Here is a 463-nt window from a genome sequence, read left to right on the forward strand (position 1 = left end):
CGTCGACGAATCCCGACGTCAATCTCGATATCGGCTCGACCGTCACGGTCGACGCGTGGCGTGACGGCCGCGCACGCGTGCAGTATCGCGGCGCCGACTGGGACGTCGAACTCGCGGCCGGCGAGCGCGACGATGCGCACGTGTACCAGGTGAGCGCCGTGCGCGGCAATTGCCTCGTGGTCGTGGCGAAACCCGCGGGCTGATCGTCCGCTGATACAACAAGGAGGGAATATTTCATGGATTCGCTGATCATCTGGGTTGTCCTGCTCGTCATCGCGATCGTGATCGTGTCGAAGACGGTGAAGATCGTGCCGCAGCAGCATGCATGGGTGCTCGAGCGCTTCGGGCGCTACCACGCGACGTTGTCGCCCGGCCTCAATATCGTGCTGCCGTTCGTCGATCGCATCGCGTACCGGCACGTGCTGAAGGAAATTCCGCTCGACGTGCCGAGCCAGGTCTGCAT

The 463-nt window shown here is 63.5% G+C and carries 2 protein-coding genes; both read left to right on the top strand.

The genetic code is table 11. From position 1 onward, the window contains the following. Positions 1-203: NfeD family protein (locus ACU8YE_RS24965; protein WP_446930231.1), on the top strand; the 203-nt coding region annotated here is incomplete at its 5' end. A 33-nt stretch (positions 204-236) separates the two neighbouring features. Then, positions 237-463 (top strand): SPFH domain-containing protein (locus ACU8YE_RS24970; protein ID WP_264861609.1); only part of this gene is annotated, 227 nt, incomplete at its 3' end.

It is taken from the genome of Ralstonia sp. VS2407, from assembly GCF_052950655.1.